Origin of the sequence: Corynebacterium jamesii (assembly GCF_046097395.1) — a bacterium.
Lineage (GTDB): Bacteria > Actinomycetota > Actinomycetes > Mycobacteriales > Mycobacteriaceae > Corynebacterium.
Genome location: NZ_CP175789.1, coordinates 996,230 through 1,018,786 on the forward strand (window position 1 = coordinate 996,230; position 22,557 = coordinate 1,018,786).

The window sequence follows — 22,557 nt, forward strand, 5'->3', positions numbered from 1 at the left end:
CTTTTCCTCTTGAAGTGTCTGCCTAATCGTCCATCATCTGGGCCGCGGCGGCAAGAAATGCGTCGTTTTCCTCCGGCAGGCCCACGGTGGTACGCAGCCAGCCGGGCACGCCGACGTCGCGAATCAGCACCTCTTGGTCCAGGAAGCGCTGCCACACTGTGTGCAAATCGCCCAGCTTCTCGAAGTTGCCGAAGAATACGAAGTTCGAGTGCGAGTCGATCACGTCGTAGCCCAGCTCGCGCAAGCGTCCGACCACCCGGTCGCGTTCCTCGCGCAGTTTCTCCACCGTCTGCAGCGTGGCCGCGGAGTTCTCCAGTGCCACCTCAGCCGCTGCCTGCGACAGCGTGGCCAGGTGGTACGGCAGGCGCACTAGCATCACAGCCTCGATAAAGGCCGGGTTCGCCACGAAGTAGCCCAGCCGCCCGCCGGCGAAGTCGAATGCCTTGGACATGGTGCGGGAAACGACCAGCTTGGCTGGGTACCGCTCCAGCAGGCCCACTGCACTGGGCTCATCGGAAAACTCCGCGTAGGCCTCGTCCACAATCACAATGCCAGGAGCCGCCTGCACGATCCGCTCAATGTCGGCCAGCGGAGTGCTGTTGCCGGTGGGGTTGTTGGGCGTCGTAATAAAGACAACATCGGGTGCGTTCGTGGCGATGGCTCCCAGGGCCTCGTCCACGTCGATGTCGAAGCGATTCTCGGGGCGGCGCTCGACCGTCACGAACTCCGTCTGCGTGCCCGCCGCCAGGATCGGGTGCATGGAATAGCTCGGTACGAAGCCCATCGCACTGCGCCCGGGCCCACCGAATGCCTGCAGCAACTGCTGCAAGACTTCGTTGGAACCGTTGGCTGCCCATACCTGTTCTTTAGTGACGCCCACACCCGTCTGCTGTCTCACGTACGCCGCTAGGGCCTTGCGCAAGCCGACCGCGTCGCGGTCGGGATAGCGGTTCAGCTGCTTACCCAGCTCAGCCACGCGCCGGGCGATGCCCTCGACGATCTCCGGCGACGGCGGATAGGGGTTTTCGTTGGTGTTCAGCTGGTTCGCAACAGTCAGCTGCGGGGCTCCGTATGCAGACTTGCCGCGCAGTTCCTCGCGCAGCGGCAGGTCGGCCAGAGAGATCTGCTTGTTCTGCTCAGCCATGGTTTAGGCTTCCGTTCCTTTGGTGTTTGCGGTGTTGGTGCGTGCTGTGTTTGTACGTGCACTGATGGCTTCGCCGTGGGCGGGCAAGCCCTCGGACTTCGACAGGGTGATTACCGTGTCGGCCACGCCCTGCAGGCCTTCTTCGTTGTAGTCGATGACGTGCACGGACTTCAGGAACGTCAGCGTGGACAGACCCGAGGAGTGCCGCGCCGTGCCGGAGGTCGGCAGCACGTGGTTGGAACCGGCGGCGTAGTCGCCCAGCGGCACCGGGCTGAAGCGGCCGATAAAGATCGCGCCGGCGTTGGTGATCCGCTCTGCGACCTCGTGGGCGCCCTCGGTGTGGATCTCCAAGTGCTCGGCGCCGTAAGCGTTCGCCGCGCGGATGCCGGCGGCAATGTCGTCCACCAGCACCACTCCGGACTGCTGGCCGTTTAGAGCCTCGGCCACGCGGTCGGAGTTCTGGGTGATGTGGTAGCGCTCGTTCATCTCAGCCACCACGTCGTCGGCCAGTTTCTCGCTGTCTGTGATCAGCACGGAGGCCGCCATCGTGTCGTGCTCTGCCTGACTAATCAGGTCGTAGGCGATCTCCACCGCATCGGCAGTGCCGTCCGCCAACACGGCGATCTCGGTCGGTCCCGCCTCGGAGTCGATACCCACCACAGAACGGCACAGGCGCTTGGCGGCGGTGACGAAGATGTTGCCCGGGCCGGTCACCATGTCCACCGGCTCCAGCTCCTCCCCGCCCTGGGCGGTGGAGCCGTGCGCCAGCACTGCTACGGCCTGGGCACCGCCGACAGCCCAGACCTCGTCCACGCCCAACAGCTTGCAGGCCGCCAACACGGTCGGGTGCGGCCAGCCGCCCTCCTGCGGCGGGGAGGCCACCACGAGGGACTCCACACCTGCCTCCTGCGCCGGCACGACGTTCATGATCACGCTCGACGGGTACACCGCGTTACCGCCCGGCGCGTACAGGCCTACGCGCTGGACAGGGATGAAACGCTCCGTCACCACGCCACCCGGCGCGACCTCCACCCTCTTGTCCTCAGGGCGAATGGCGGAGTGGAAGGCACGCACCCGCTTGATGGCCTCTTCGAGTGCCGCGATGACGTCGTCTGCCAATGTCCCCACAGCAGCGTCGATAACCTCGGCCGGAACCCGCACCGAATCCGGGGTCACGCCATCGAAGCGCTGCCCGATCTCCAGCGCCGCGCGTGCACCGCCCTCGCGCACCTGGTCAACGATTGGTGCGACGGTGGGGATCACCGAGTCCACATCCGTGCCACCGCGGGGCAGGCGATGGCGCAGCTCGGCGGTAGTCGGGGTCTGTCCCCGCAGGTCGATCCGGCTAAAGTCCAGCTGGGCGCTAGTCATCGTGTACGCGGCTTCCTTACTGAATGATTATGTGCGGTTATGTGCTGGGCTAAAGTTTACGCCATGGCTCAGACACTCCTTTCACTGCTCCACGAGAGCAGCGCTGCCGCGCGTTCCGGCGCTTCCGCGGCGACGAGTTGGCGCCTGGCCAGCGACTTCGCCCGGCAGTACTGGCTGGCGACCCCTGCTGAGGTGCCGGATGAGCTGGTGGGCGAGTTCTACAGCATGCGGGCCAGCGCCGCGGATCACCTGGGGCTGGCCGACGAGGCCATCGCTGCCCTGCGCGACCTGCGGGCATGGGCGCGCAGCCACAACAACCACGCATTGGCCCTGGAGGCTCTAGCCTTGCTGGCTCATCAGGCGCTGTCGATGGAAGATCGACGGGGTACCCTGGCCGAGCTGCACTCCCCGCAGGAAATGCTGGCACAGTTAGCGCAGGGATTCGCCGACTTCCGCCCGGATCCGGATTCCCCCACGCTGGCCGAAGCACCGCACATCACGCACCGCGACCTGCCCACGGCCGTTTCCGCACGTTTAACCTCGGCCGCGACAACGGGCTTTGCGGTGGCCACTAATCTTTCTGGTTCGTTTGGGAGCAGCGCCACGGCCTCACCCGTTGACTTCGCAGACACCTTCGCCCAACTGGTGCGCAGATTCGGCTCCAAACCCCCGAGCGCGGCCGACCGCCAGCTATGGTTCGCGCAGGAGGCTTGGTTCCGCGGACGGCACGAGGAGGCGTTCGAGCGGGTAACGGCCCTGATCGACAGGCTGGAGGAAGACAGTGCAGTTGGGTTAAACGGCACCGGTGCACAGACGGTTGCCCTCTACGAGGCGCATGACATGCTGGCGCACTTTGAGATGTTTCGGGCGACCGAAAACGCGGCGGCCACGTCCAGCACCAGCGAGGCCTCTCTGGCAGCTGTGGCGGAACACTGGGCGGTGTGCGTGCGCCTGGCCGACACACTGGGCGCGGGAGTGATCGCGCTGCAGAATGCAGGTCTGGCAGCGATGGCTCTGCTCGGCGAAGGCCGCGAAGGCGAAGCCTGGGAGCTTGCCAGCGTGGCGCTGGATGCTGCCGAGGGTTGCCCTTTGTCCCCCGCCATCCTTAATCTGCGCTACACCCTGGCCGAAGCCGCCCTGAACTGTGGGCTCTTCGACGAGGCCCTGGCTAACGCGCGACTGGTGGCAGAGTGGTCAGAGTTCAGCGCGGATGATGAACGCACCATCGGCGGTTACACCATGGCATTGGTGGCCGCCACGGAGCTGGGTTACGCAGAGATAGCCACGGAGCTGGACCAGCGCCGACGCGCGGCGCTGGATCGCTGGGAATCCTAATCCAGGCCGATGTCCAGCGCCCGCACGCTGTGGGTCAACCCACCCACGGCTACGGACTCCACGCCCGCGGCTGCGTAATCCCCGGCGACGTCCAGGGTAAGCCCGCCGGAAGATTCCAACAGCACCTGCGGGGCTAGCTGGTCGCGCAGCTCCACGGCCTTGCGCGTGTCCTCCACTGTGAAGTTATCCAGCAGCACCTGCGGCGGGTGAGGCTTGCCTTCCGCCAGCAGGTCGGAGAGTTGGTCTAGGGTATCCACCTCGACCTCCACCCACGTGATGGCGGCCTCCCCCAGGAAATCCCGCACCCGCGCGTACGCCTCAGCCGCGCTCGAAAGCTCCACGTGGTTGTCCTTGACCATCACCTGGTCGCCCAGGTTGTAGCGGTGCGGGTAGCCACCACCGTGGACTATCGCGCGTTTTTCCAGCATGCGCATGCCGGGCAGGGTCTTGCGGGAATCGCGGACCTTGCAGCCGCGCGGGCTGGTGGCCGTGGCCTCGACCGCATCGACCCACTCGCGGGTCTGCGTGGCGATGCCGGAGGCGTGGCTCAGGATATTCAGCAGGGTGCGCTCGAGCATGAGTATGTGCTGGATCTTGCCCTCCACCCGTGCGACCTCGACCCCGGCCTCCACGCGGTCACCGTCGGCGACCAGCGGGGCGAACTCGACGTGCCGCTGGTCGGCGACTTCCGCGACAATGGCCAGCGCATCCAGTCCGCTGATCACGCCCGCCTGCCGGGTGCGCATAACCTTCGTACCGGTGGCGTCGGCGGGCACGGTCGCCAGGGTGCTGACGTCCGCGCCATCGCCGAAGTCCTCCTCCAGCGCGACCTTGGCCATGCGCAGATAAGCGGCGCGGACACGAGACGAGTCGGTGAGCTGTGTGGGATAGGGAAGTTCCACTGCTACTCCCCGCTTCCCGGGTTACCGATGGCGATCATGCGCTCTACGGAACGGCGGGCCGCGGCGGCGGTCTCCTCGTCCACCGTCACCTCGTCCTCACCCAGCGCCAGGCAACGCAGCAGAGCCGCCGGGGTAATCATCTTCATATACTTACAGGCCGCGCGGTCGTTCACAGCACGGAAGTCCACCTCGGGGTTGGCCTGGCGCAGCTGGTGCAGCATGCCGACCTCGGTGGCCACCAGCACGGTGGACTGGTTGGTGGATTTGGCCTGCGAGATCATGTCACCGGTGGAGAGCATCTTCACCCGCTCCGGCTCCACAATCCCCTCGCCGGCCAGGTAGATGGCGGAGTTGGCGCAGCCACACTCAGGGTGGATGAACAGATCCGCCGCCGGGTTATTGTGCGCCTGTTGGCTCAGCTCCTGGCCGGAGATGCCCGCGTGTACGTGGCACTCGCCCGCCCAGACGTGGATGTTGTCCCGTCCGGTCTCACGGCGCACGTGGGCGCCGAGGAACTGGTCGGGTCCGAACAGCACCTCCTGATCCTCCGGCAGGCTGGCTACCACATCCACCGCGTTGGAGCTGGTGCAGCAGATATCCGTCAGGGCCTTCACGTCGGCGGTGGTGTTTACGTAGCTGACCACCACGGCCCCCGGGTGCTCGGCCTTCCATTCGCGCAGTTCGTCTGCGGTCAGGGAATCGGCCAAAGAGCACCCCGCGTTAGCGTCCGGAATAAGCACCGTCTTTTCCGGAGACAAGATCTTCGCCGTCTCGGCCATAAAGTGCACACCGCAGAAGACGATCACGTCAGCGTCCGTCTCCGCCGCGATGCGCGACAGCGCGAGGGAATCACCGGTGTGGTCGGCGATGTCCTGGATCTCCGGCAGCTGGTAATTGTGCGCCAGTATCAGCGCATTCTTCTCTTCTTTTAGTCGGCGAACTTCCGCGGCCCACTCGTCGGTGGAGATGCTATCCGGCATAGTCCAGAGGCCATCCACGCGAGTGATACTCTCTATGGTTTTGTTAAGCACTCCCCCACCTTAGTACCTAACAAGTCCATTGCAGCGCGTTTTGTTTCTAAAGCCCCCCACTTGTCCCCGGCTAGTCCCCAAAGTCCTCCGGGTTCGCAAAGGTCGCCGCAATCCAGTAAACAATCAGCGCCAGCGCCGGAGCTACTACCAGACCCACCGAGGGATTAACGGTCTCCAGGATGTGAAAAACATCGCCCGCCCGTGGGTTCTCCGGGATTGGGTCGGCGTGTAGCTTATCGGCCACACTGACACCCACCGTCCAGGCCGCCACGGTTCCCCACAGCACGGACAGAGCTGTCCACAGCATCATCAGCAACCCCCGCATGCGGGTGCGAAACGCCCACAGCGCCACAGCAATTCCGCCCAGCCCCGTCAGGCCTACGTAATAGGAGTAGGCGCGGAACGAAGCGTCCTCTGTGCCCGGCACCATATCCGCACCACCGTCCGCAGCCACTCCCAGTTCCGCAGTCGGGTGGATCGCGCCCCACAGCACCCCGAGCAGCAGAAAGCTTACGAGCGTAATAAAGAGAACCTGCGCCGCCTCCCCCACGGGGCGCGGGATCTTAGGAACTCCGCTCAACGCGCTAGCCCTGCTCGGCACCCTGCGTTCCGACACTGTGGCAGAACTTCCACTTTGCATCCTCACGCTTGAAGTACATGCGGTTGGTGTCGGTGCGCTCGCCTTCCGCGATGGAAACCATGGCGTGTGCGTTGTCGCCCTCGGCCATCACGTCCTGAATGTCGGTGATGTTTGGCGCCCCGCCCGGCTGCTCGTCGAAGTTGCCGCGGCCTGCGGAATCGTTGGCCTGCTGGCGCGCGGCCTCCTCCCCGCCTTGTTCGTCGATGTCGGCGCGGCAGGTGTTGTCGATGGTCCAGTGTAGGTACTCGTCCATCGGACGGGAGCCGTTGCTCAGCCCGTGCAGCAGATCGACGATCTGCTGTTTATCCTCGTCGCTGGCTGCGCTTTCGTAAACCGGCCCCTCCGGTGCCTTCTCTCCAGGCTCGTCAGCTGCTGCGCTTTCTTGGTTCGCCTGGTTCGATTCTCCACCGTCGCTCGCGTCATCGGATCCGCACGCTGTCAGCGCAAGGGGCAGGGTGCAAAGTACGGCAACACATGTCTTACGAATCTTCATGTGGATCACACTACGGCAATTGCGTCCACTACCCTTGAACACCGTGCAGTTAAACCGCAAGAAAATCGTGAGTACCGCCGTCGACATTCTGCAGCAGTACGGCCTTGCCGACCTCACGATGCGGCGGCTCGCCCGCGCCCTCGACGTCGCGCCCGGCGCCCTGTACTGGCATTTCCCCAACAAGCAGGCCCTCCTCGGAGGCATCGCCGAGTCGATCCTCACTGCCGTACCTGCTCGCCCCGGCAGCCCTGCGGATTATTGTACTTTTCTTTTCGACGCCCTCACCTCCCTGCGCGACGGTGCCGACATCACGCTCGCAGCCGTGGCCAGCGGCACGCTCGACCGGGATCTCGCCGCCGAACTCGGCGCCGAACTCAGCGCTCAACACACCCGGTATGAGGAAACTCACGAACCTGTCTGCAGCGCTGTAGACGACGCGAAGCTGCTGCTGAGATTTGTTTTCGGTTCTGCTCTGGAACTCCAAGCACGGCAAAGCGTGGCAAAGAATTTGGGCACGCCAGCGGACAAGCCGGAAATAATCGCGACGTCCCACAGCCACGCACGGCGGGAAGTAGTGCTGGGAGTAGAAACAATACTCCGCGGTTTTAGCCGTTAGAATGGTGCTCATGACTTTCGGACTGTCAGATAAAAGTGGATTGCGTGCGCCCGGCGAGCCTTTGGTGGGGTGGCCTGGAAAGCCCTACCCGCTCGGCGCCACCTTCGACGGCAATGGCACCAACTTTGCCCTATTCACCGAGGTAGCAGAATCCGTCGAACTCTGTCTTTTCGATAGCCAGGGCGCGGAGACTCGAGTGAAAATGGAAGAGGTCGACGCGGACATTTGGCACTGCTACCTGCCCGGCATTGTGCCCGGCCAGCGCTACGGCTACCGCGTATATGGCCCGTGGGATCCCGCCAAGGGGCTGCGTTGCGACCCCTCGAAGCTGCTGATGGATCCCTACGGCAAGTCTTTCGACGGTGACTTCGATGGCGATGCCTCGCTGTTCAGCTACGACATCAACGACCCGGATAATCCAGAGAAGCGCAACCAGGAAGATTCCGCCCCGCACGCCATGCGTTCGGTGGTAATCAACCCGTACTTCGACTGGCACCACGACCGCCGTCCGAACATTGAGATGCACAAGACCGTCATCTACGAGACCCACGTCAAGGGTCTGACAATGACGCACCCGGACGTCCCGGAGCACCTGCGTGGCACTTACGCTGGCTTGGGTCACCACTCCATCGTGGAGTACTTCAAGGACCTGGGCGTAACAGCCGTGGAGCTGATGCCGGTGCACCAGTTCGTCCACGACGACCGCCTGCGCGACCTTGGTCTGCGCAATTACTGGGGCTATAACACCCTGGGCTTCTTCGCCCCGCACCGCGACTACGCAGCCTCCCCGAGTGCCGAGGGTGCTATCGCCGAATTCAAGCAGATGGTTCGCAGCTACCACGACGCGGGCATCGAGGTGATCCTGGATGTGGTGTACAACCACACCAGCGAGGGCAACCACATGGGTCCCACCCAAAACTTCCGTGGCATCGACAACGCCGCCTACTACCGCCTGGTCGATGGCGACGAGGCGCACTACATGGATTACACGGGCACGGGTAACTCCTTGAACGTACGCCACCCGCATACCCTGCAGCTGATCATGGATTCCCTGCGCTACTGGGTGACGGAAATGCACATCGACGGCTTCCGCTTCGACTTGGCCTCTACCCTGGCTCGCGAGTTCCACGACGTCGATCGACTGTCCGCCTTCTTCGACCTGGTACAGCAGGATCCGATCGTCAGCCAGGTCAAGCTCATCGCTGAGCCGTGGGATGTCGGTGAGGGCGGCTACCAGGTGGGTAACTTCCCTGCCCTGTGGAACGAGTGGAACGGTAAGTACCGCGACACGGTTCGTGACTTCTGGCGCGGCGAGCCGTCCACGCTCGGCGAGTTCGCCTCTCGCCTGACGGGCTCCTCGGATCTGTACACGGGCCGCCGCCCGACCGCGTCGATCAACTTCATCACCGCCCACGACGGCTTCACGCTAAACGACCTGGTGAGCTACAACGAGAAGCACAACGACGCTAACGGTGAGGAAAACCGCGACGGTGAGAGCCACAACCGTTCTTGGAACTGTGGTGCGGAAGGCCCGACGGAGGACGAAGAGATCCTGCAGCTACGCAACAAGCAGCGCCGCAACTTCCTAACCACCCTGCTGCTATCCCAGGGCACGCCCATGATCTCCCACGGCGACGAGATCGGCCGCACCCAGGGCGGCAATAACAACGTCTACTGCCAGGACAACGAGATCTCCTGGATGGACTGGGAGAACAAGGATGAGGAGCTGCACGCGTTTACGCGCTACCTCATCCACCTGCGCCAGGCTCACCCGGTGTTCCGCCGCCGACGCTTCCTGGCGGGCGGCCCGCTGGGTCAGGACGTAGCCAAGCGCGACATTGCGTGGCTGACCCCGGATGGCTCCCTGATGTCCGACTCCGATTGGAACGCGGACTTCGGAAAGTCCCTGATGGTGCACCTCAACGGCATGGCCATCGAGGAGCCGGACCCGCAGGGGCGCCCGGTTGAAGACGATTCCTTCATGTTCTGCTTCAACGCCCACCACGAGCCGATCACCTTCACCCTGCCGCGTCGCCACAAGGTGATGCACGTTGAGCCGAGCGACGAGGAAAGCTGGACCGTCGTGGTGGATACCGCAGAGCCGACCGGCGTGCCGGAAGAAAACCGCACCCTCTTCGGCGGCGACACCCTAGAGGTGCCGGGCCGCAGCACCGTCGTTTTGCAGCGCCCGATCTCCACGGAGGTCAAGCTTTAAGCATGGCCGCTGGTTCCTTCCCCGCCCGCGGCGCGGAAGTCACCGTCTCTACCCAGGAGATCCGGGTGACCCGCTCGCCGCTGGCATCTTCGCTACACCCGGATGTGGTTCGTCCCGCTGACGAACTAATCGGCTGGTACAAACAGACGCCCGAAGGCTGTTCACCGGGGTATATCCAATTGCTTTTCCAGGCCGAACGCCCTCGCGTGAACTTTTCTCCGTCACAGGCCGACGAGTTCGCCGCACTGGATCGCCAGCTCACCAATCTGCAGGCGGGCTACCCTCTAGCAGAAGGCGCCACGGCTGCAGCAGGTGACAATCAGAAGATCTCTGCGGCTGACTGGGTCAGCTCCGCTGAGTCCGCGGTCCACGGGGACGAAGGGGCGTCACCAAAGAAGAAACAGAAGCGCGCTCCGGCGCCGTGGGCAAAGGTCGCAACCCCGGACGAGGTGCCGGAGGCGAACGAGGAAGCAGACATCGATGGCCCCATTTACGGGCAGACGGTGTGCGTGACCGGCGACGTAGAGCCTTACGACAAGGGCGACGTGTGGGACATGATTGCCTCCCGCGGCGGCGTGGTGGCCAAGAACGTGACGAAGAAGACGACCATGCTGATCGTCGGCGAATGGCCGTCCGTGACCTCGAAGGAAAAGCGTGCCCGCGAACTGCAGGGCAAGGGCCAGGAGCTACAGATCATTGGCTTCGACGAGTTCCTGCAGCTGATCAAGTAGGCAAGTAGCCTAGAGGGCATGTCAGCGACCTATCGCCTTCAGCTCCGCGGACCTGGATCCGACCCTGCCCAAGCCTTCACTTTCGCCGACGCGGAAGAGCACCTGCCGTACTTCTCGCGGTTGGGTGTATCGCACCTCTACCTCTCCCCGGTCATGCAAGCGCCGGAAGAATCTACCCACGGCTACGACGTGACCGATCCCTCGACCATCAACCCCGAGCTCGGCGGCCTCGAGGGGCTACGCTCCCTGGCTGAGAAGGCACACGCGGAGGGCATCAAGCTACTGCTGGACATCGTCCCGAACCACGTGGGCGTGGACGATCCGCAGCTCAACACCTGGTGGTGGGACCTGCTGAAGAAGGGCAAGGATTCCGAATACGCCGAGTACTTCGACGTGGATTGGTCTGCGGACAACGGCGCGGACGGGCGCCTGGGCCTGCCGGTACTGGGCAGCGAAGAGGACGTGGCGGAGCTAAGAATCGAACAGGGCGACGGCACGGACGGCGAGGGCGAGGGCGCGGAGCCGATGCTGTGCTACTACGACAACTGCTTCCCCATCGCCGAGGGAACGCTCGGCGGCACCCCGCAGGAGGTCCACGATCGCCAGCACTACCGTCTGATGTTCTGGCGCGACGGGGTAATCAACTACCGCCGCTTCTTTAGCATCAACGGCTTAGCGGGCTTGCGGCAGGAAGACCCGGTGGTGTTTGAACACTCCCACCGCATCCTCAACCAGCTGATCGCCGCGGACATCATCGACGGCGTGCGCGTGGACCACCCGGATGGTCTGGCCGATCCATTCAACTACTTGAAGCAGCTGCGCAAGCTGATCGGCGACCAGCGCTGGCTGTTGGTGGAGAAGATCCTAGGAGTCACCGAGCCGCTGGATCCGCGCCTCACCGTCGACGGCACCACGGGCTACGACGCACTACGCGAGCTGGACGGCGTGTTCGTCCACCGCCCAGCCGTAGGCACCATGGCCAACCTGGCGCTGGATATGACGGGCTCCAAGTGGGATGCAGAGGCATTCGAGGAGGCCGAATACGCGCTGAAGAACGAGGTCGCTCGCCAGGAGCTCGCGGCGGAGGTGCGCCGCCTAGCCCGCGCGGTACGCAGCGATAACTGGTCCACCTCCGGCGAAGCGGTCTCGGATGAGGAGCTACGCGAGACACTGATCGACCTGATCGCCGCGATGCCGGTCTACCGCGCGGACTACGAATCGCTATCCCGCGTAACCAGCACCGTGATCGCCCAGATGATTATCCGCTACCCGGAGCGTGCCGACGCGCTGGATCTCATCGCCACCGCACTGATCTCCCGCGGCGAAGCGAATGTACGCTTTGCCCAGGTCTGCGGCGCCGTGATGGCCAAGGGCGTGGAGGATACCGCCTTCTACCGGGGTTCCCGCTTGGTGAGCTTGCAGGAAGTCGGCGGAGCGCCGGGCCGCTTCGGCGTATCCCCCGCCGAGTTCCACCTGCTGCAGGCCGAGCGGGCGCGCCTGTGGCCGAAGGCCATGACCGCACTGACGACACACGACACGAAGCGCGGCGAGGACGTGCGCAGTCGCATTACCTGCATCACCGAATCCGCCGAGCGTTTCGCCGAACTCTGCGACAGCATCGAGTACATCGACGGCGGCACCTGCCACTTCCTACTACAGAACATGATCGGCGTGTGGCCGGTGGATGGCCACGTCACCGACGAGCTGCGCGAGCGCCTGCACGCCTACGCCGAAAAGGCCATGCGCGAGGCCGGGGTGCACACCACCTGGTTCGACGTGAACGAGGAATTCGAAACCTCCATCCACGAGTGGATCGATAACACGATCGACAACAACGGCGAGGAGATCACCTCCTTCGTCGCGCACATCGCCCCGGCTGCAGAGACGGTCTCGATTTCCAAGAAGCTGCTACAGATCATGGGCCCGGGCATTCCGGATATCTACCAGGGCACGGAGTTCTTTACCGACTCGCTGGTGGATCCGGATAACCGCCGAAAGGTGGACTTTTCCGAGCGCATGGAAGCCCTGGACCGCATTTCCCGTGGCGACGTGCGGGGCACCGACGACGAGCGCCTGTACGTCATCGCCACCGCCCTGCAGATCCGCAACCAGTTCGACCTGGACGAGGCCAGCTACCTGCCCGTCATGGCCACCGGAACCATGGAACGGCACGTGCTGGGCACCCTGCGTGGCAACGATGTGATCACCTTGGTCACCCGCCGTCCCCTGGATGTGCTCCGCGACGGCTGGGCCGACACGACCGTCGCCCTGCCCGAGGGCGTGTGGGAGGATCGCCTCTCCGGCAGCATGTGGGAGGGCGAGGTTCTACTGAGCAAGCTGTTTAGCGAGCGTGGCCAGGCTATCCTCACGCGCTTGGGAGCCTAATGGCGGCCACGTCAGCGCTGCAGGACTACGACGCCTGGATTCATTCCCACCCCACCGTCGCGGCCGACCTAGAGGCGCGCATCATTGATTTTCTTGATGACGCCGGCCTGACGTTTGACCGCGTGAGCGTCCGCATCAAGGACCGAACGAGCTTCGCCCGCAAACTATCCAACGAGGCCTACCCGGACTACCACTCGTTCACCGACGCGCACGACGTCATCGGCGTGCGCGTAATCACCTTCCACTCGACGGAGATACCGCAGCTCAAAGAGGCACTTTCCGACCTCTTCAAAGTGGTGCGAGTGATCGACAAGGCGGCGGAAACCGCCCGCGAAGGACGATTTGGGTACGCCAGCCAACACCTCATTGTCTCCGCTAAGGACGAGCCGTGGGCGGCTGAAAAAGGGGCGTCACCAAAATACATAGAGATACAGCTACGCACCGTGCTGCAGCACGCATGGGCCGAGTTCGAGCACGACGTGCGTTACAAGAACCTGGAACATCCAGACTCCAGCGCGCCCGAGGTGCAGCGAGCATTTACGCTGGCCGCGGGGCTGATCGAGCTGGCAGACGAACAGTTCGACAAGATCGCGGCGATCATCGACACCCCCGGGGAAGCCGTGGAAGGCACACTGGACGCGGCCTCGCTGCCGCGGGTGCTCTCCAGCATCGTGGGCGAAAAATACCCAGCCTCGCGCGTGGAGTACTACCGCTACGCCATCGACATGCTTGCCGCCCACGACATCTCGACGGTCGCGCAGCTGCGCGACCTGCTGGCACCGAAGCGGCTCAAGGCCCTGCGCAAGGCTATGAAATACCCTTACTACCCGGGCCAGGTGCGCTTGATCGACGACATGCTGCTGTTCGCCTACGGGCGCGAGCACATCCGCAAGACGGTGCACATCGGCGACAACGCGCAGTCGCGCCCCGGTAGGCTAGGTCACAGGTGGCAGCAGTTGGGGCAGAAGACGGGCTAAAATTCGCCGCGCTTAAAGCGTTCCAGCTGGCGGCGCTCCCGCTTCGTCGGGCGGCCCGCTCCCCTATCCCGGCGCGGCATCGCGGGAATCACGGGCGGGGGCGGCGAATGGTCAATGTAGGCCTTGCGCGCCAGCTCGGCGCCCACCCGCTTGGAAAGTAGCTGAGTGACCTCCACGACGTGCTCGCGGTGGTGGATCCACACGCGCACGGTATCCCCTACCACCACGGGCTGGGCGGGCTTCACGGAAACGTCGTTGATTTTCACGTGCCCGGCGCGGCAGGCAGCCGCCGCTTGAGAACGGGTCTTGCACAGTCGAACGGCCCACACCCAAACGTCGATGCGAACCTTGCTAGAAGTTGGGTTGTCCAACGGGGTACGTCACCACTGATCTTTGTGCTCGACGATGCCCTTGATCTTAAAGCCGCTGTAGGCGATGAACACCACGGCCAGGATCGGCACGACGACAGCAAAGAAGGTGGTGGGAAGGATCGTCAGGCCGCCGACGAGGCTGACTACACCCACGGCACCAGCGATTTGGATGTTGCGGGAATGCTTGCGTACCTCGGCCTTGCGCTGAGCTATAGGGTCGGCGCCCGGGCGGCGGGTGGGCAGGTTGCCGTAATTACTCATGGTTACCCAGTCTAGTTAATTGGCTACAGCGCGTCCTCGATCCACCGCTGCCCCTCCAGGTGTGGCTCCACCGCCCCGCTGGTAACGCTGGCTAGGAAGTCCGGCAGCGGCGCGCCGGGTTCGCAAGCGATGGATAGTTGCGCGGCGGCGCCGTAGTCCACGCCCACCACGGTGTACCCGGCGGCGCGAACCTCTGCCTCTACGCGCCCGGCATCCGCGTGTGGCACATCGCAGGTATATAGGTCCAGTTGGCGGCGCAGCGCCAGCGGCACGCGCTGCAGTGCCTCACGGGTAGCCTCCTGGTAGGCGCGCACCAGCCCACCGGTTCCTAGCTTCACCCCGCCGAAATAGCGCACGACCACCACGGCCACGTCCTGCAGCGGCTCACGGGTGTGCCAGCCCTTCAGGACCTCCAGCATCGGCTGGCCGGCGGTTCCGGCGGGCTCGCCGTCGTCGCTGGACCGCTCGATCGGCTGGGCAGCGTCCACGTGCACCACGAACGCGCTGCAGTGGTGGCGCGCATCCGGGTATTCGCGACGGATGGTGCTGATGAACTCGCGCGCCTCTTCTTCGTCCGTGCAGCGGCTGGCCAGTGCGATGAAACGGGAGCGCTTGATCTCTATCTCCGCGGTAAACCGGCCCAGCTGGGGGCGAACATATGGGGGTTCTGGATTTGGGGCGTTTTTTGGAGCGTTGTGTGGCTCAGTATCGGCGGGCATTCTCCCATTATCGCAGCTAGGGTGGAACCCATGTATTCCGTGTGGGCTCCTCTGGCCGAAAACATAGAACTAGTCCTGCGACCTGCAGAAACTGGCGCTGATTCCGGCGCCGAACAACGCATCCCCATGACCCGCGAGGCCGATAATTGGTTCCTAGCCGACGTGCCCGCCACCCCTGGCGACCGCTATGGCTTTTCCGTCGACGGCTCGCCGGTATTCCCCGACCCGCGCTCGAAGCGCCAGCCCGATGGCATTCACGGGTTGTCGGAGGTCTGGCAGATCGACGAGCCTCGCAAGCCGCTGGGGCGCCCGCTGCGCGGCGAGGTTCTCTACGAGCTGCACGTCGGCACGTTCACCGAGGAAGGAACGTTCGACGCAGCAATTGAAAAGCTTGACGAGCTGGCAGCTGTGGGCGTCACCGCCATTGAGCTCATGCCCGTGCAGCCTTTCGGCGGCCAGCGTAACTGGGGCTACGACGGCGTGATGTGGCATGCTGTCACCGACGTTTACGGTGGTCCGGACGGGTTGTTGAGGCTTATTGACGCCGCCCACGACCGCGACCTGGCCGTGGTGTTGGACGTGGTCTACAACCACTTCGGCCCCGACGGTAATTACACCGGGGTGTTCGGCCCCTACACCGCGGGCGGATCCACCGGCTGGGGTGATGTGGTGAATCTGCAGGGCCGGGATTCTGACGAGGTACGTACCTACATCCTGGAGGCCGTACGGCAGTGGACCCAGGAGTTCGGCGTGGACGGCCTGCGCCTGGACGCGGTGCATGCATTGGACGATACCGGCGCGGTGAGCATCATCGAGCAGATCCGCGACGCAGCCGAGCCCGCCTGGATCATGGCCGAGACCGACCAAAACGATCCCGTGTACACCGAGGGCTACAAGGTCGCGCAGTGGAACGATGACATCCACCACGCGATCCACACCGCAGCTTCGGGCGAGAACCACGCCTACTATTCCGACTTCGGCACGGTGGAGGTGCTGGCCACCACGCTCCAGCGGGTGTTCTGGCACGACGGCCGTTTTAGTTCCTTCCGCGGCCGCACGCACGGCCGTCCGGTAACAGACCCCGAGCCGTGGCGCTTCGTGACGTACACGACTACCCACGACCAAACCGGCAACCGCGCCGCCGGCGACCGGCCGAGCATGAACCTCTCGGTAAAACAGCAGCTGGCCAAGGCCACCTTGGTACTAACCAGCCCGTTTACCCCGATGCTGTTTATGGGCGAGGAATGGGGCGCCTCTACCCCATTCGCGTTCTTCGTGGACCACGAAGACGAGGAACTTAACCAGGCCACGCGCGAGGGGCGCATGCGCGAGTTCGCCCGCGCGGGGTGGAACCCGCAGGAGGTGCCTAACCCGGCGGCGAAGGAGACCTTTCAGGCCAGCGTGCTCAAGTGGTCTGAGCGCACGGAATCTCCGCACGATGAGGTTCTGCGCGGCTACACGGACCTGTTGGAATTCCGCCGCACCCACCGCCTGGCCGAGGCCGAGCTTGTAGACGTGAACTGGTGGGCGGACGGCGAAGACGCGGTCAGCGAGGAGCTGGCGGGAGTGAACCCGACGGTGCCACCGATCGATGCGGACGGCGAGCGAGCAGGCAGCACTCCGGGGCTCGCGCAGGGTCGCTGGATCGAGCTGACCTATCAGGCGCCGGACACCCTGGTGAAGGTTGCCGTGAACTTGAGCGACGAACCGCAGCAGGCGCTGGATCTGGGGCCGTGGGAAGCGCGCTACAGCGCCGAGTAGCAGCCGAGTAGCAGCCAACCAGCCGCAGGCTAGCGCCAGCTGCGCACGTGGTGCAGCAGCATGCGATTCTTACGCTGCGAGCGGTCCATCTTCGCGCCGATCTCCCGCAGAATCCCGATGGCCTCCGGGATGTGCGGCCCCTTGTTCAGCATGATGCACTCAGCGCGCAGCGCGAAGGCCACGTCGGTGATCTCCGCGCGCGTCGGCAGGCCGGACTTCGCCATGGATTCCAGCACCTGGGTTCCGACAATCAGCGGTACGTGCGCGGCCTCCACCATCGCCAGCACCTGCCCGGGCACCTCCGCCATGCGGGAAAAGCCCAGCTCCACGGCCAAATCACCGCGCGCCAGCATTACTCCGAACTTTGCGTGCCGCATGCCTTCCAGCAGGATGGTGGCTAGGTTTTCAAACGCTGGGATCGTCTCGATCTTCAGCACCAGCCCCAGGTCATCCGCGCCCAACTCGTGGAATCTATCCAGCACGTAGGACACGTCCTCGCGGGTGCGGATGAAGCTCACGGCGGCGATGTCCGCGTACTCGGCCACGAACTTCAGCGCGGCCTCGTCCTCGTCGGTCAGGCTCGGCAGCGGCAGGACGGTATCGGGCAGGTTAATGCCCTTATACTCGGCCAGCTTCGCGCCGCCGCGGGTGATCTCCAGCTCGGCTTCCACTGTGCTTTCCATGCCCGCTGTGTCCCCTGTGTCCTCTGTGTCCTCTGCTTCCCGAATCTCTACTACCTTCGCCGCGATCGCCCCGTCATCAAAGAGCACCTGCTGGCCCACCTGCAGGCTCTTCACGGCCTCCGGCAGCGTGCAGCTGATCGTCGGCACCCCTCCCGCCCGTGGGTCGCACTCCACGTCCGCGCTGGTCAGAATCATCCTTTCGCCGGTCTGTGGCCGCAGTTTTTGCAGCGTCGGCGGCACCGATCCCACCGCCGTGGTCGCTTGGCCCGCCCGCAGCTCCGCCCCGAGCTGCAGGTAGATGTTCTGTTGCCCCTCCGCCAAGGCACCTTCGCTCTCTTTATTTGTGACGCCCAGCTTCCGCCGCTTGCCGCGTGCATCCACCACATGAATCGTCTCCCCGACCTCGAGGGCATCGAAGAATGCCCGGGACACATGAACACTCACGATCGGTCGGCCTTCCGTGGTGGCGGCCATTGGCGCGTCGGCCAGTTCGCGATCTTCAGGGATCATCCACAGGCGACAGGGCTGAATCACCCTGCCCGCATCGTCGCGTTGCACACGCACGCGCACCACTGCCGGCCCCGGCGCGATGCGGCCAGTGCGGATCTTTGGCCCGGCCAGATCCATGCTGATGGGGATAGTCCGGCCTACGGCCTGGCCAGCTGCGCGGACGTTGTCGATCATCCGCTTCCACACCTCCGGCCCGTCGTGGGCGCAGTTGATACGCGCCAGCTCCATGCCCGAATCCACCAGGCGGGCCACGAGCTCCTCATCGACAGCGGCCTCGGCGGGCAGGGTGACCATGATGCGCGATGAGTCCCCTGGTAAATCCCGCTGTCCGAAGAGAGCTTCGGTGTGTTGTTCAAGCAGCTCATCGGCCCCCACGATGGCGTCTGCAACATCGTCCGCATCGAACTGTGGCGCGCGACCATCGAGGGCAGAGACCACGTTGTGCGCGGCCTGGAGGCGCGCCTTGACCGCTGGCTCGGCGGTGGATAGTCGCGTGGCTCCCAGGCTTTCCAGGTTGCCCTGCAGGCCTCGCCGGTCATGGGTGCGCAGCGTCATGTAGTGCACCAAGTTGCGGGCGCCGACAAAGTGCGTGGGTGCGGTGGAACGGATCTCGGGATACCAGTGCAAAGTCTGGCTATCGAGGTCGTCGAGGAGTTCCTCAATGGCTTCTAGGACCGCTTGCTTGTTGACCTGCATGGTGAAGAGGTGTCTCCTTGGGAAGTACGCAGCCGCGTAGACGAGTGCGCCGACGGCCGCGAAAATGTTGTGGCCCCTCTATCGTGACAGGTCGGCCGGGGTTATGCTCGGCGAGCCGACAGGTGGATGGTGGCGAATGTCCGGCTAGGAGAAGATCCCCTCCCACGTCGAAGCCTTGAGGGCGCCCATGAGCGACGGAGATTTGTTCACGCGCATTTCCGAGCCAAGCAGGAACTGGACTTCCTCCTCGCCATCGATGAGAGTCAGGTAAACGTCCGAATCGCCCTTGTTCTGGCTAAGCACGCGGCGCAGGTTGGCCATGTTGCCGGGCGTGGCCTGATCCACGCGGATGTTCAGCCGCAGCGGCACGCCAGAGCCCGCGCCGACGGTGAGCTCAGCGGATTTGAGATCCTGGCAGAACAGGCGCATGTCGTCTTCGCGGTAGTTGATCTTGGCCTTGGCCAGCACGATGTTGTCCTCGACGATCTGCGGGGCGACCATCTGGTAAGTCTTCGGGAATACCAGCAGCTCCACCTGCGCGCCGTGCTGATCCTCCAGCGTGGCGATTGCCCAGGGGTTGCCGTTGCGGTCGATGCGACGCTCAACGGCCGAGATGATGCCGCCGATCTTCAGATCCTTGTTGTTCGGCAGCTCGCCGGAAAGCACCGTAGTAAGCGGGGTATCCACCTGCGCATCCAGGGCGTCTTCAAACCCATCCAGCGGGTGGCCGGAGACGTAGAGGCCCAGCATGTCGCGTTCCAGTGCTAGCTGGTGTTTGCGCTCCCACTCCTGGTCGGGAACCTCTACGCGGAAGACGTCGCCCGCGCCCTCGTCCCCGCCCAAACCGGCGAAGAGGTCGAACTGGCCCTTGGCTGCGGCCTTCTTTGTGGCGGTAACGGCATCCACCGCGTCCTCGTGCACCAGCACCATGCCCTTGCGCGGATGACCCAGAGAATCGAAAGCACCGGCCTTGATGAGCGACTCGGTCACACGCTTGTTCGCTGCGGCGAGGTCGATCTTGTCCAGGTAGTCGGAGAAGTCGGTGAACGCGCCCTTTTCCTCACGGGAGGCGATGATAGAGTTCACCACGTCCTCGCCCACGTTACGCACTGCGCCCAGGCCGAAGCGGATGTCCTCGCCAACGGATTGGAAGGTGTAGCGCGAGTCGTTGACATCCGGCGACAACACGCGGATACCCAGGTGGCGGCAGTCGGCCAGGTAGATGGCGGACTTATCCTTCTTATCCGCCACGGACGTCAGCAGCGCAGCCATGTACTCCGGCGCGTAATTTGCCTTCAAGTAGGCGGTCCAGAACGAAACCAGGCCGTAGCCCGCGGCGTGGGATTTGTTAAACGCGTAGCCGGCGAACGGCAGAATCGTATCCCACAGTGTCTTAATGGCGTCGGCGGAGTATCCATTTGCCTTCATGCCGGACTCGAAGGTGACGAACTCCTTTTCCAGCACCTCCGGCTTCTTCTTGCCCATGGCCTTACGGAACCCATCGGCCTGGCCCGCCGTGTAATTCGCGACCTTCTGGGAGATCTTCATGATCTGCTCCTGGTACACGATCAGGCCGTAGGTCTCCTCCAAGATTTCGTGCAGCGCTTCTTCCAGCTCTGGGTGGATCGGCACGATGGGCTTGCGGCCATTCTTGCGGTCGGCGTATTCCCAGTGCGCGTCCACGCCCATGGGGCCCGGACGGTACAGCGCCAACGCGGCGACGATGTCGTTGAAGCCCGTGGGCTTCATGCGCTTCAGCAGCTTCTGCATGCCCGCGGAGTCCAGCTGGAACACGCCCAGCGTTTCGCCGCGCGCCAGCAACTCATAGGTGGGGTCATCGACCGTGTCGAGGTTTTCCAGATCGAGCTCGAAGTCGCGGTTGGTCTTGATGTTATCGAGGGCGTCGCCAATAACCGTAAGGTTTCTAAGCCCCAGGAAGTCCATCTTCAGCAACCCGATGGCTTCGCAGGCAGGGTACGGCCAGCCCGTGATCAGCGCGCCGTCCTGCTTGCGCTTCCACATGGGGATGCAGTCCAGCAGCGGCACGCTCGACATAATCACGGCACAGGCATGCACGCCCGCCTGGCGGATCACACCTTCCAGGCCGAGGGCATCCTTGTAGATCTTGGACACGTCCGGGTCGGTCTCGATCAGCTGGCGAACCTCGGCGGCCTCCGGGTAGCGCTCGTGCTCCGGGTCGGTAATGCCGTGCAGCGGAATGTCCTTGGCCATGATCGCCGGCGGCAAAGCCTTGGTGATCCGGTCGGCCATCTGGAAGCCCGCCTGGCCGTAGTGGGCGCGCGCGGAGTCCTTAATCGCCTGCTTCGTCTTCACCGTGCCGAACGTAATCACCTGCGCGATCTTGTCCTCGCCCCACCGGTCGGAGGCATAGCGGATCATCTCTCCTCGGCGGCGATCGTCGAAGTCGATATCGATATCGGGTGCCGACGGGCGTTCGGGGTTCAGGAAGCGCTCGAACAGCAGCCCGTGCTCCATCGGGTCGATGTTTGTGATGGTCAGGGCGTAGGCGACCAGCGCGCCGGCGGCCGAACCACGCCCCGGTCCCACACGGATACCCACGGAGCGGGCGTACTTAATCAGCTCAGCAACGATCAGGAAGTAGGACGGGTAGCCCTTCATGTCGATCACGCTGATCTCATATTTCGCGCGGTCGATGTACTCGGCGGGCACCTCCTTGCCGGGGAAGCGGTCTTCCAGCCCCTTCATCACCTCGTGGGTCAGCCACGTCGTGGGAGTGTGGCCCTCCGGCACGTCAGCGATGGGCATGCGGTCGTGCGGGTGCTCCTCCCAGATCTCGGAGTAGTCTTGCACACGCTCGGCCACCCACAGGGTGTTGTCGCAGCCCTTCGGTACTTCCTTGTCCCACTGCGCACGGATGTCCTCGGCGCTGCGCACGTAGTAGCCGGAGCCGGAGAACGCGAAGCGCTTACCTCCCTGGTCCAGGGTCGGCTCATCCAGGGTGGAGCCAGTTTGCACGCACAGCATCACCTCGTGCGCCGGGGCCTGCTGCTCCAGCACGTAGTGGCAGTCGTTGGTGACTAGCGGCGGCAGTTCTAGCTTGCGCCCGATCTCCAGCAGGTCGTCGCGCACCCGCTTTTCGATCTCCAGGCCGTGATCCATCAACTCTAGGAAGAAATTGTCTTTGCCGTAGATGTCCTGCCACATTCCCGCGGCTTCCAGCGCCTTGTCGAACTGCCCCAGGCGCAGGCGGGTCTGCACGTCGCCGGAGGGGCAGCCGGTGGTGGCGATAATGCCCTCGGAGTGCTGGGCGATCAGCTCGGCATCCATACGCGGCCACTTGCCCAGCTGGCCTTCGTAACTGGCCATCGAGGACAGGTAGAACAGGTTCCGCAAGCCCGTGGCGTTCTCCGCGATCATCGTCTGGTGCAGGTAGGCGCCGGAGGCCGACACGTCGTCAGACTTCTGCTCCGGCTTACCCCAACGCACGCGCTGCTGGTTAAAGCGAGATTCCGGGGCGATGTAGGCCTCGATGCCGATGATGGGCTTAACCCCCGCGGCGGTCATGGCCCGGTAAAAAGCGTCTGCTCCGTACATGTTTCCGTGGTCGGTCATGCCGACTGCGGGCATTCCCTGCCGCTCTACCTCTTTGGCCAAGAGATCGACCTTAGCCATTCCGTCGAGCATGGAGTATTCGGTGTGGTTATGCAGGTGGACGAAGGAGGAACCGCTCATGG

General features: G+C 64.0%; 18 protein-coding genes. 7 read left to right on the top strand and 11 right to left on the bottom strand.

The genetic code is table 11. The features are described from left to right. Positions 1 to 22 precede the first annotated feature (22 nt). Together ACKFRT_RS04620 and hisD are read right to left on the bottom strand one after the other, a co-directional pair. Complete coding sequence (locus ACKFRT_RS04620) at positions 23 to 1,144, bottom strand: histidinol-phosphate transaminase (RefSeq protein WP_408925929.1); 1,122 nt, start codon at positions 1,142 to 1,144, stop codon at positions 23 to 25. Between the two features lie 3 nt (positions 1,145 to 1,147). Continuing rightward, positions 1,148 to 2,515, bottom strand: coding sequence for a histidinol dehydrogenase (hisD, locus tag ACKFRT_RS04625; RefSeq protein ID WP_408925930.1), 1,368 nt, complete (start codon positions 2,513 to 2,515; stop codon positions 1,148 to 1,150). Positions 2,516 to 2,578: 63 nt separating this feature from the next. On the opposite strand from hisD, the gene ACKFRT_RS04630 reads away from it, so the two are divergent. Continuing rightward, the gene (locus tag ACKFRT_RS04630) at positions 2,579 to 3,850 is read left to right on the top strand and encodes a hypothetical protein (protein ID WP_408925931.1); all 1,272 of its coding nucleotides are present in this window, start codon (positions 2,579 to 2,581) and stop codon (positions 3,848 to 3,850) included. Here ACKFRT_RS04630 and nadC read toward each other — a convergent pair. The 4 genes from nadC to ACKFRT_RS04650 form a co-directional block, all read right to left on the bottom strand. Next, positions 3,847 to 4,689: a carboxylating nicotinate-nucleotide diphosphorylase gene (gene nadC, locus ACKFRT_RS04635; protein ID WP_408926059.1), complete on the bottom strand. Its 843-nt coding sequence runs from the start codon at positions 4,687 to 4,689 to the stop codon at positions 3,847 to 3,849. The two genes, ACKFRT_RS04630 and nadC, sit on opposite strands and share 4 nt — an antisense overlap. A gap of 65 nt (positions 4,690 to 4,754) precedes the next feature. Next, positions 4,755 to 5,759, bottom strand: a complete 1,005-nt coding sequence (nadA, locus tag ACKFRT_RS04640; RefSeq protein WP_408926060.1) for a quinolinate synthase NadA — start codon at positions 5,757 to 5,759, stop codon at positions 4,755 to 4,757. Between the two features lie 94 nt (positions 5,760 to 5,853). Next, positions 5,854 to 6,363, bottom strand: a complete 510-nt coding sequence (locus ACKFRT_RS04645; protein ID WP_408925932.1) for a hypothetical protein — start codon at positions 6,361 to 6,363, stop codon at positions 5,854 to 5,856. A 4-nt stretch (positions 6,364 to 6,367) separates the two neighbouring features. After that, positions 6,368 to 6,916: a hypothetical protein gene (locus ACKFRT_RS04650; RefSeq protein WP_408925933.1), complete on the bottom strand. Its 549-nt coding sequence runs from the start codon at positions 6,914 to 6,916 to the stop codon at positions 6,368 to 6,370. 43 nt (positions 6,917 to 6,959) lie between these two features. Here ACKFRT_RS04650 and ACKFRT_RS04655 point away from each other — a divergent pair, with 43 nt between their 5' ends. Genes ACKFRT_RS04655 through ACKFRT_RS04675 form a run of 5 tightly spaced genes read left to right on the top strand, consistent with a single transcriptional unit; the run spans position 6,960 to position 13,840 of the window. Then, entirely contained in the window at positions 6,960 to 7,532 is a 573-nt protein-coding gene (locus ACKFRT_RS04655) for a TetR/AcrR family transcriptional regulator (RefSeq protein WP_408925934.1), read from the top strand. A 10-nt stretch (positions 7,533 to 7,542) separates the two neighbouring features. After that, a complete protein-coding gene (gene glgX / locus ACKFRT_RS04660; protein WP_408925935.1) occupies positions 7,543 to 9,747 on the top strand; it encodes a glycogen debranching protein GlgX in 2,205 nt (734 codons plus the stop codon). Between the two features lie 2 nt (positions 9,748 to 9,749). Then, entirely contained in the window at positions 9,750 to 10,478 is a 729-nt protein-coding gene (locus ACKFRT_RS04665) for a BRCT domain-containing protein (protein ID WP_408925936.1), read from the top strand. 18 nt (positions 10,479 to 10,496) lie between these two features. Then, positions 10,497 to 12,863, top strand: coding sequence for a malto-oligosyltrehalose synthase (treY, locus tag ACKFRT_RS04670; RefSeq protein ID WP_408925937.1), 2,367 nt, complete (start codon positions 10,497 to 10,499; stop codon positions 12,861 to 12,863). Next, the gene (locus ACKFRT_RS04675; RefSeq protein ID WP_296213457.1) at positions 12,863 to 13,840 is read left to right on the top strand and encodes a GTP pyrophosphokinase family protein; all 978 of its coding nucleotides are present in this window, start codon (positions 12,863 to 12,865) and stop codon (positions 13,838 to 13,840) included. The genes treY and ACKFRT_RS04675 overlap by 1 nt, the downstream gene beginning before the upstream one ends. Here the strand turns inward: ACKFRT_RS04675 and ACKFRT_RS04680 are convergent. From ACKFRT_RS04680 to ACKFRT_RS04690, 3 genes are read right to left on the bottom strand one after another with little or no spacing between them, the layout of a single operon-like run. After that, entirely contained in the window at positions 13,837 to 14,211 is a 375-nt protein-coding gene (locus ACKFRT_RS04680; protein WP_296213460.1) for an RNA-binding S4 domain-containing protein, read from the bottom strand. The genes ACKFRT_RS04675 and ACKFRT_RS04680 overlap by 4 nt on opposite strands. 9 nt (positions 14,212 to 14,220) lie before the next feature. Then, complete coding sequence (locus ACKFRT_RS04685) at positions 14,221 to 14,472, bottom strand: hypothetical protein (protein WP_296213462.1); 252 nt, start codon at positions 14,470 to 14,472, stop codon at positions 14,221 to 14,223. 23 nt (positions 14,473 to 14,495) lie between these two features. After that, complete coding sequence (locus ACKFRT_RS04690; protein ID WP_408925938.1) at positions 14,496 to 15,191, bottom strand: IMPACT family protein; 696 nt, start codon at positions 15,189 to 15,191, stop codon at positions 14,496 to 14,498. A 30-nt stretch (positions 15,192 to 15,221) separates the two neighbouring features. On the opposite strand from ACKFRT_RS04690, the gene treZ reads away from it, so the two are divergent. Beyond that, on the top strand, positions 15,222 to 16,952 hold the full coding sequence (gene treZ / locus ACKFRT_RS04695) for a malto-oligosyltrehalose trehalohydrolase (protein ID WP_408925939.1): 1,731 nt from the start codon (positions 15,222 to 15,224) through the stop codon (positions 16,950 to 16,952). Positions 16,953 to 16,981: 29 nt separating this feature from the next. On the opposite strand, the gene ACKFRT_RS04700 is transcribed toward treZ, so the two are convergent. Further along, positions 16,982 to 18,841, bottom strand: a complete 1,860-nt coding sequence (locus ACKFRT_RS04700) for a pyruvate kinase (protein WP_408925940.1) — start codon at positions 18,839 to 18,841, stop codon at positions 16,982 to 16,984. 144 nt (positions 18,842 to 18,985) lie between these two features. Beyond that, entirely contained in the window at positions 18,986 to 22,555 is a 3,570-nt protein-coding gene (gene dnaE, locus ACKFRT_RS04705; RefSeq protein ID WP_408925941.1) for a DNA polymerase III subunit alpha, read from the bottom strand. Positions 22,556 to 22,557: the final 2 nt, after the last annotated feature.

What these genes read in the sequence shown, in the direction of transcription:
- ACKFRT_RS04620 (WP_408925929.1), bottom strand. Translation starts at nt 1,144, where the DNA reads ATGGCTGAGCAGAACAAGCAGATCTCTCTGGCCGACCTGCCGCTGCGC.
- hisD (WP_408925930.1), bottom strand. Translation starts at nt 2,515, where the DNA reads ATGACTAGCGCCCAGCTGGACTTTAGCCGGATCGACCTGCGGGGACAG.
- ACKFRT_RS04630 (WP_408925931.1), top strand. Translation starts at nt 2,579, where the DNA reads ATGGCTCAGACACTCCTTTCACTGCTCCACGAGAGCAGCGCTGCCGCG.
- nadC (WP_408926059.1), bottom strand. Translation starts at nt 4,689, where the DNA reads ATGGCCAAGGTCGCGCTGGAGGAGGACTTCGGCGATGGCGCGGACGTC.
- ACKFRT_RS04650 (WP_408925933.1), bottom strand. Translation starts at nt 6,916, where the DNA reads ATGAAGATTCGTAAGACATGTGTTGCCGTACTTTGCACCCTGCCCCTT.
- glgX (WP_408925935.1), top strand. Translation starts at nt 7,543, where the DNA reads ATGACTTTCGGACTGTCAGATAAAAGTGGATTGCGTGCGCCCGGCGAG.
- ACKFRT_RS04665 (WP_408925936.1), top strand. Translation starts at nt 9,750, where the DNA reads ATGGCCGCTGGTTCCTTCCCCGCCCGCGGCGCGGAAGTCACCGTCTCT.
- treY (WP_408925937.1), top strand. Translation starts at nt 10,497, where the DNA reads ATGTCAGCGACCTATCGCCTTCAGCTCCGCGGACCTGGATCCGACCCT.
- ACKFRT_RS04675 (WP_296213457.1), top strand. Translation starts at nt 12,863, where the DNA reads ATGGCGGCCACGTCAGCGCTGCAGGACTACGACGCCTGGATTCATTCC.
- ACKFRT_RS04685 (WP_296213462.1), bottom strand. Translation starts at nt 14,472, where the DNA reads ATGAGTAATTACGGCAACCTGCCCACCCGCCGCCCGGGCGCCGACCCT.
- ACKFRT_RS04690 (WP_408925938.1), bottom strand. Translation starts at nt 15,191, where the DNA reads ATGCCCGCCGATACTGAGCCACACAACGCTCCAAAAAACGCCCCAAAT.
- treZ (WP_408925939.1), top strand. Translation starts at nt 15,222, where the DNA reads ATGTATTCCGTGTGGGCTCCTCTGGCCGAAAACATAGAACTAGTCCTG.
- ACKFRT_RS04700 (WP_408925940.1), bottom strand. Translation starts at nt 18,841, where the DNA reads ATGCAGGTCAACAAGCAAGCGGTCCTAGAAGCCATTGAGGAACTCCTC.
- dnaE (WP_408925941.1), bottom strand. Translation starts at nt 22,555, where the DNA reads ATGAGCGGTTCCTCCTTCGTCCACCTGCATAACCACACCGAATACTCC.